Source organism: Rhizobium sp. WW_1 (genome assembly GCF_003610155.1).
Lineage (GTDB): Bacteria > Pseudomonadota > Alphaproteobacteria > Rhizobiales > Rhizobiaceae > Rhizobium > Rhizobium tropici_A.
In genome coordinates this window covers 24,380-32,180 of sequence record NZ_RAIN01000022.1, presented here as the reverse complement: position 1 = coordinate 32,180, position 7,801 = coordinate 24,380, and the positions used below count along the sequence as shown (strand labels likewise).

Here is a 7,801-nt window from a genome sequence, read left to right as displayed (position 1 = left end):
CTGACGGTAACGGCGGATGCGAAGTCGAAGACCTATGGCAATGCAAACCCAGCGCTGACTTATACAACCTCGAGCCTTGTCAATGGCGACATGCTCTCCGGATCACTTTCGACGGCGGCTGGGCAATATTCGAATGTTGGCAGCTACGGGATCACTCTCGGTGGCCTCAGCAATGCCAATTACGCGATCACCTACAATGCCGCCAACCTGACAATCACCCCGCGCGCGCTAACCGTTACGGCGGATGCGCTGTCGAGAGCCTATGGTGATGCCAATCCGGCGCTGACCTACGCGACCTCGGGCCTGGTCAACAACGACACGCTCTCCGGATCGCTTGCCACAGCAGCAGGGCAATATTCCGATGTCGGCGCCTATGCGATTGCTCAGGGTACTCTGGCCAATGCAAACTACGCCATCAGCTATACGGGTGCCGACCTGGCAATCACCCCGCGGGCGCTGACGGTGACGGCGGGCGCGCTGTCGAAAGTCTATGGGGAGATCAATCCGACGCTGACCTACACCGCTACGGGGCTGGTCAATGGTGACACGCTGTCCGGATCACTCGCGACCACGGCGGGGCAATATGCCAATGTTGGCAGCTATGCCATCACCGGCTCGTTCTCGGCGTCAAACAATTACGCCCTGACTTACGTCGGAGCCAATCTCAGCGTGAACCAACGCGCGATCACGGTGACGGCGGAAGCGAAGTCGAAGACCTATGGCGATGCCAATCCGACACTGACCTATGCCGCGACAGGCCTGCTGAATGGCGACACGCTCTCCGGTTCGCTCTCGACCACGGCGGGGCAAGATTCCGATATCGGTGCCTACGCGATCACGCAAGGGTCGCTAGCCAACGCCAATTACACAATCAGCTACGTGGGCTCAGACCTCACGGTGAACCAGCGTGCCATTACGGTTGCCGCCGACTCACTTAGCCGCCGCTATGGCCTCGCCAATCCGGCACTGACCTATATCGTCGGAGGTGCGGGTCTCGTCAACGGCGACAAGCTTTCGGGAGGGCTCGCCACGTCCGCAACCAGCCTTAGCGAGCCGGGTGCCTATGCGATCACCCAGGGCACGCTACTGGCGTCCGCCAATTATCGCATGAACTTCGTTCCAGGCGTGCTGACCGTGGCAAAGGCCGCCAACCCCGAACCAGGCACACAGGCAAGCTCCGTGATGCCGAGCTTCGATGCCGGCCGCTTTGCGCCGATCCGGCCGGTTTCCGATAGCGCCGAAACCGCGGATGGCAGCCACGACGTGATCACCGATCCACGCTTCGAGGGCACGTTCATTTGCCTCGACAATGGCAACGGCTGCGTTTCGCTTGCGGGCCAGGCGACGCCATAGCTACGATACACAGTCCGCCGGATGCTGGCCGTCCGGCGGACCGAGCCGTCACGTGCGGTCGGACCCCAACCATATGAAAGGAACCCATTCTAATGACGTCATCCCGCTATTTGCCGAAGGCTTCAGTGCTGGCGGCAATGCTCGCTCTCGTCGGCGGCACCGTGACCGCCGCCCCGCTGCCGGGCGGGGCCAGCTCACTGGTCGAGACCTACGACGATTGGGGCGTTGTGTGCCAGATGCAGGCCAACGCTCCATCCTGCCTCGCCCGACAGGTCCAAACCAGCAATCAGACGAAGCAGACCGTCCTGGCTGTCGAGATCGGCAAGGCAGCTGACGGCAAGTTCCGGGGCACGCTGGTGCTACCGCTCGGACTGGCACTACCCCAGGGCGCTCAGTTGAAGGTCGACGATGCCCCTCTCGGCAATACTCTGTCGTTCTCGACCTGCCTGCCACAAGGCTGCCTCGTGCCGCTGACCTTCGAAGCAGACACGATTGCGAAGCTCAGGACGGGCAAGGCCCTCAACGTTACCGTTTCCGCTGCCAGCCCGGTCCAACCGTTGACCCTGGCTGTGTCCCTGAAGGGTCTTGCCGGCGCGCTCAATCGTATTGCCGACCTCACCAAATAGCGCTGTCAACCCCCGATGGCTGAAAGCATCCGGAAGTCCGCAGGCATAGGAAGTCTGCTACCGCTGCCCGTGATAATCTCCAAAACGCTATCATGGATGTTGGTGCATGGAGATAAGGTCAGTCCAAATTGTATTGGCTTTCAATTGCTTGATTAAGGATCAGTGGAGCGGAGAATGTATGTCCTTGGTTCATACCCCCTCAAGGCGAGCCTATAACGCTGTACTTTCAGCTAAAAATTGTTGCCAAACTGGCATCAGGCTTTCTAGGTCAAGGTGGTAATTTCTCGATCGTCAAACATTTGTCGTGCTTAGCTTGTTCTTTAAGTTGCGGCACATAGGGTGCCCATGGAGGTAGTCATGACCAAATTCGCGCTCTACGTTCCGCTTGAGGCAAAGCCCGGCAAGGAAGCGGCGGTCGCCGAATTTCTGCGATCAGCCGTACCGCTGGTCAATGCCGAGCCCGGTACAATTTCCTGGTATGCGATTCAGGAGGGTCCAAGTTCGTTCGCAATCTTTGACACGTTCGACGATGAGGACGGAAGGGATGCCCACTTGAACGGCCAGGTCGCTGCTGCTTTGATGGCAAAGGCAGAGGAAGGGGACCTGTTCGCTAAGCCGCCACTGATCCATAAGCTGTCTATCCTTGCGGATAAGCGGTCATAAGTGCGTACTGTCGTTGTGATGCCGACAGAAAAATTCTCGCTTTCTCAGCAGAAGATATGAGAATGGCGTCAGGGTGACCTGGCGCCCGTAACTCGCTTTGGCCTATCGCTCATGCCTTCTGGGCAGATTTTCCGCCGGTCCTGCCCGATCATCTTGACGTTGACGGCTCTGCGGCCCTGTGGGACCGTGGCCGTCTTGGGACCGGCGTTGGCGTAACGCCTAGTTGAGAGCGTCGTGTGTTCTACACTGGGGGGGGATAATCCGATGCGGATCGCGATCTTCGTGCCCACGGACGTGCATTCACTGGAGCTTGCCGGGCTGATGGATGTGTTTGCCGAAGCGAATACTCGCGTCGATAAGGCGTTCTACGAGGTCACGATCGTCGCCGAAGGCGATAGCACGATCCGCTGTGCATCGGGTCTCAGGGTCGAGCCTGACTGCGCTTTCAGAAATTACTCTGGCAATCCGGACACCTTGCTCGTGGCCGGGAGCGTCGGAGTTCCCCACAGCCCGGGTAGGCAGGTTATCGACTGGCTGACCGCTATTGCCTCCCAAACGCGGCGCTACGGCTCCGTCTGCACAGGAGCATTCGTGCTCGGCAGTGCTGGTCTACTCAAAGGCCGGCGCGTCACCACGCATTGGCAGTTCGCGTCACTGCTTGCCGAGCGGTTCCCCGATGCGCACGTGGAAGGCGACCGGGTTTTTCTACGTGACGGTGCGATGATCACGTCGGCGGGATCCAGCGCGGCGATTGACCTCGGTCTTTCCCTCGTCGAGGAGGACCTCGGCCGGGAAGTGGCACTTTACGTCGCTCGCCGGCTCGTCGTGTTCTTGAAGCGACCCGGTGACCAATCACAGTTCAGCGTGCATCTGGCAGCGCAGGCGATCGACCGCAACCGTCTCCACGACGTCCAGCAATATGTCCTGAACCACCCAGCGGACGACCTATCCGTTGCGGCCTTGGCCAAACTCGCGGCGATGAGCACGCGGAATTTCAGCCGTGTTTTCTCTCAGGAGGTGGGGATATCGCCATCGGACTATGTCGACCTGACGCGTATCGACGTTGCGCGCTTCCTTTTGGAAGGGAGCCGTTTGCCGATCGCGTCGATCGCAGAGAAAAGTGGTTTTGGATCGGCGAGCGCGATGCGGCGCGCTTTTGTTTCGCATGTGGGCGTGACGCCGTCCGACTACCGTGATCGCTTCCGTACCTCCGGTGACGGAGCCAGACGCAGTTTGTCCGAAAACGGCTGACCATTGTCCCGAAACCGCCTCGGCTGCGGGTTGCTCCGCCTAAGGTCGGCGTCCATTGTTCCTGCCATGCAAAACTTCGAAAATCCGAATCAACCGGACCTCATAAAGCGTATATCCGGCGAGCCTGGCGAGCGGCTTCCTAGCTCTGACGCGGTCCGGAAAATCCTGCCGACCCTTGTTGAGGGATTGACGGAAGGTGTTGCAATCGGAAAACGGTCAGGCGCCAGTGCGCCCTTATCATACGTAAACAGGGCTTTCGAGCAACTGACGGGGGTATACATGCGATGAGGTTATCGGAAAGGATTGCCGCTACCTGCAGGGTAACGAGCGGGATCAGCTGGAGATCGCCGTTCTGGAACAGTCTCAGTCTGCGGCCCGTCAGGGTGGACGAAGAGCTTTTCTACGTCGGCATACTGCGCGACGTCTCTGCGCTCCAACAGGCCAACACTGCCCTGGACCGCATCGCCAATCTGGACGGCACGACAGGTTGCCTGAACCGCCAATCGTTTCTGCTTGCCGCCGAAGAACGTTTCTCGTCGCATTCAAGCGTGACGCTCCTGGTTGTGAAGCTGGACGTGATCGACTTCCACGACCTCAATACAGGATATGGTTTCGACGTTAGGGATGCTCTCCTTTGTGAGACCGGACGACGGCTGAGGGAATTGGGTGCTGCGCTCGTGGCCGGGATGGGTGCGAATGAATTCGCTTTAGTATTCGACCTTCCGGATGAAACGAGGGCGGAGGCGACCGTGGCGTTGGTATCCGCCTCGCTTGCGGCAGACTTCGTGGTGGCCGGTGCCAATGTCTCCCTGCGGTTCGCAATCGGCTATGCGATCGGCAAGCCTGCGGGGAACGCCATTTCGCTGATCCGGAACGCCGGTACCGCGCCGCACGCAGCCAAGTCCGACCCTCTGGCCGGTCCTCGCCGGTTCGAGGACGCGGACGATGAGCAGGCGCGCCGCCGTCTGCGGATGACGCGCGAATTGAAAGTTGCGGTGGCAAACGATGAGTTCATGTATCACTTCCAGCCCCAGGTTGATCTCCTCACCGGTGAGTGGCTCGGCGCGGAAGCGCTGATCCGCTGGAGCCATCCCCTGTTCGGCACTCAGCTTCCCGTTAGTTTCATCGAAACCGCGGAGAGGTCTGGCCTGCTGCTCGAACTGACCGAGCGAAGCCTGACGACTGTTGCTGCATTCGCCCGTCAGATAAACGCGGACCGCCGCGAGGCTCTGCGTTTTGCGGTGAACGTGTCGGCCGCCGAATTCCTGCGACACGACATGGCGGAGATGCTGGAACGTGTCTTGCGTAAAACCACTGCCGACCCGGCGTGGCTGACCCTTGAGATCACCGAAAGCATGTTCCTAGGCGATAGGCCCGGCGTGATGGACGCATTTCAGCGTCTGCGACTGAGTGGTGTTGGGCTTTCCGTCGATGACTTCGGCACTGGCTATTCGAACTTGCGCTCTCTCGAAACCTTCCCGGTGACCGAGATCAAGATAGATCGCACCTTTGTCAGCGAGCTCGCCACAAGACTCTCCAGAAGAGTAATCGTCCAAGCCATCGTAGACCTGGGACGAGCCCTCGGCTTGACGGTTGTCGCGGAGGGGGTGGAAACCGAGGCCCAACGCGCCATGCTTGCCGAGATGGGTTGTCCGGTTGGCCAGGGCTACCTGTTCGGGCGGCCCGTCGATGCAACAACCTTTGCAGCCACCCTGGCATAACTGCGCCTGGTGATAAGGCAGCCTCAGGGCGACGAATGTGTAAGAGTATGTCTTGCCAAAAAACTTGCGGGCGGAGCGACATCTCGCTCACCCGCTACGATCGCCGCGGTAGGCTACGGGTAAGCAGCTTGGCGTCAGAGTCTGAAAAGGCTGACATAAGCGCCTTTCTTCCCTGTAATTGGCTTTGATGCCGCAGTACAACGATAGTTGCGAAATTCATTATGCGAGCGTTCTTGGGCGGCTCTCCATCACTGTGCCGAACGTAAGTCGGCCGGCATCTGGACAGACTCCGTCGCAACCGTCAGGAGCTCCTCACGATCGCGCAGGCCTTTATTGAAAAGCCTGGCAACAGTTACCGTCAGCCTCCCGACAGCGGCGGGATCGTTCACGATACCCTGAGCACGCGCGACCTCTTTCACGATCCTGGCGCAGACGCGCGCATCTTCCTTCGATGGCAAATTCATGTCTTCTCCGAGTGGCTCGCCCCACGGCGGCTGGGGCGAGCCTTCCCAATCGCCTGTTTAGAAGTCCATGCCGGCGCCGGCCGGCAGGGCCGGAGCGGCGTCCTTCTTGGGCTTCTCGGCGATCATCGCTTCCGTGGTCACAAGGAGACCGGCGACGGAGGCGGCGTCCTGAAGCGCCGTGCGAACCACCTTGGCGGGGTCGATGACGCCTTGCGCGTAGAGATCGCCGTATTCTCCGGTCTGCGCATTCCAGCCGAAGGAGAAGTCGGTTTTCTCGCGCAGTTTGCCGACGATCACCGAACCCTCCGCGCCAGCGTTCTCGGCAATCTGGCGGACAGGCGCTTCGATGGCGCGCCGGACGATCTCGATGCCGACCTTTTGGTCCTGGTTCGCCATCTGCAGATTGTCAAGTGCCTTGACGGCACGCAGCAGCGCAACGCCGCCGCCCGGCAGGATGCCTTCTTCGACAGCGGCACGGGTCGCGTGCAGCGCGTCGTCGACACGGTCCTTCTTCTCCTTGACCTCGACTTCCGTGGAACCGCCGACGCGGATGACGGCGACGCCGCCGGCAAGCTTGGCCAGCCGCTCCTGCAGCTTTTCGCGGTCGTAGTCGGACGTGGTCTCCTCGATCTGCGCCCGGATCTGCGCAACACGGCCGTCAATCTCGCCCTTGGAGCCGACGCCGTCGATGATGGTGGTGTTCTCTTTCTCGATCGCCACCTTCTTGGCCCGTCCGAGCATATTGAGCGTCACGTTCTCGAGCTTGATGCCGAGATCTTCGGAGATGACAGTGCCGCCCGTCAGGATGGCAATATCTTCCAGCATCGCTTTGCGGCGGTCGCCGAAGCCCGGCGCCTTGACAGCCGCAATCTTCAGGCCGCCCCGCAGCTTGTTGACGACGAGCGTTGCAAGCGCTTCACCCTCGACATCCTCAGCAATGATCAGCAGAGGCTTGCTTGACTGCACAACGGCCTCGAGAACCGGCAGCAAGGATTGAAGGTTTGACAGCTTCTTCTCGTGGATGAGGATGTAAGGGTCCTCGAACTCGACCCGCATCTTATCCTGGTTGGTGACGAAGTAGGGGCTGAGGTAGCCACGGTCGAATTGCATGCCTTCCACAACTTCGAGCTCGGTCTCGGCGGTCTTGGCTTCTTCGACGGTGATGACGCCTTCATTGCCGACCTTTTCCATCGCTTCGGCTAGGTACTTGCCGATCTCCTCGTCGCCGTTGGCAGAGACGGTGCCCACCTGGGCGATCTCGGAATTGCTGGTGATCTTGCGGGCGTTGGTCTTCAGTTCCTTCACGACGGCGTCGACGGCAATGTCGATGCCGCGCTTCAGGTCCATCGGGTTCATGCCAGAGGCGACGGCCTTGGCGCCTTCCTTAACGATGGCCTGTGCAAGGACTGTCGCCGTGGTGGTGCCGTCGCCGGCCAGATCGTTGGTCTTTGATGCCACTTCGCGCAGCATCTGTGCCCCCATGTTCTCGAACTTGTCTTCTAGTTCAATTTCCTTGGCGACCGAAACACCGTCCTTGGTAATGCGCGGCGCGCCAAAGGACTTGTCGATCACAACGTTGCGGCCCTTCGGACCAAGCGTGACCTTGACGGCATTGGCAAGAACATCGACCCCACGCAGCATGCGTTCACGGGCATCGCTATGGAACTTGACTTCTTTCGCAGCCATTTCTTTAACTCCTCAATAGGCAGCTATTTGACTGATG

Annotated in this window: 7 protein-coding genes; 5 read left to right on the top strand and 2 right to left on the bottom strand. The window is 59.9% G+C overall.

Translation table 11 applies throughout. From position 1 onward, the window contains the following. The 5 genes from BJ928_RS39560 to BJ928_RS34040 all read left to right on the top strand — a co-directional run. Positions 1-1,353: MBG domain-containing protein (locus BJ928_RS39560; RefSeq protein WP_281024172.1), on the top strand; the 1,353-nt coding region annotated here is incomplete at its 5' end. 92 nt (positions 1,354-1,445) lie between these two features. Further along, the gene (locus BJ928_RS34055) at positions 1,446-1,979 is read left to right on the top strand and encodes an invasion associated locus B family protein (protein ID WP_047636675.1); all 534 of its coding nucleotides are present in this window, start codon (positions 1,446-1,448) and stop codon (positions 1,977-1,979) included. A gap of 357 nt (positions 1,980-2,336) precedes the next feature. Continuing rightward, positions 2,337-2,642 (top strand): antibiotic biosynthesis monooxygenase, encoded by a 306-nt coding sequence (locus tag BJ928_RS34050; protein ID WP_047636674.1) that lies wholly within the window; start codon positions 2,337-2,339, stop codon positions 2,640-2,642. 264 nt (positions 2,643-2,906) lie between these two features. Continuing rightward, positions 2,907-3,893, top strand: a complete 987-nt coding sequence (locus BJ928_RS34045; protein WP_047636673.1) for a GlxA family transcriptional regulator — start codon at positions 2,907-2,909, stop codon at positions 3,891-3,893. A gap of 383 nt (positions 3,894-4,276) precedes the next feature. Continuing rightward, the gene (locus BJ928_RS34040; protein WP_245432700.1) at positions 4,277-5,614 is read left to right on the top strand and encodes a bifunctional diguanylate cyclase/phosphodiesterase; all 1,338 of its coding nucleotides are present in this window, start codon (positions 4,277-4,279) and stop codon (positions 5,612-5,614) included. A gap of 248 nt (positions 5,615-5,862) precedes the next feature. Here the strand turns inward: BJ928_RS34040 and BJ928_RS34035 are convergent, their stop codons facing one another. Both BJ928_RS34035 and groL read right to left on the bottom strand, forming a co-directional pair. Next, complete coding sequence (locus tag BJ928_RS34035) at positions 5,863-6,078, bottom strand: hypothetical protein (RefSeq protein ID WP_047636672.1); 216 nt, start codon at positions 6,076-6,078, stop codon at positions 5,863-5,865. Between the two features lie 57 nt (positions 6,079-6,135). Beyond that, complete coding sequence (groL, locus tag BJ928_RS34030; protein ID WP_047636671.1) at positions 6,136-7,764, bottom strand: chaperonin GroEL; 1,629 nt, start codon at positions 7,762-7,764, stop codon at positions 6,136-6,138. Positions 7,765-7,801: the final 37 nt, after the last annotated feature.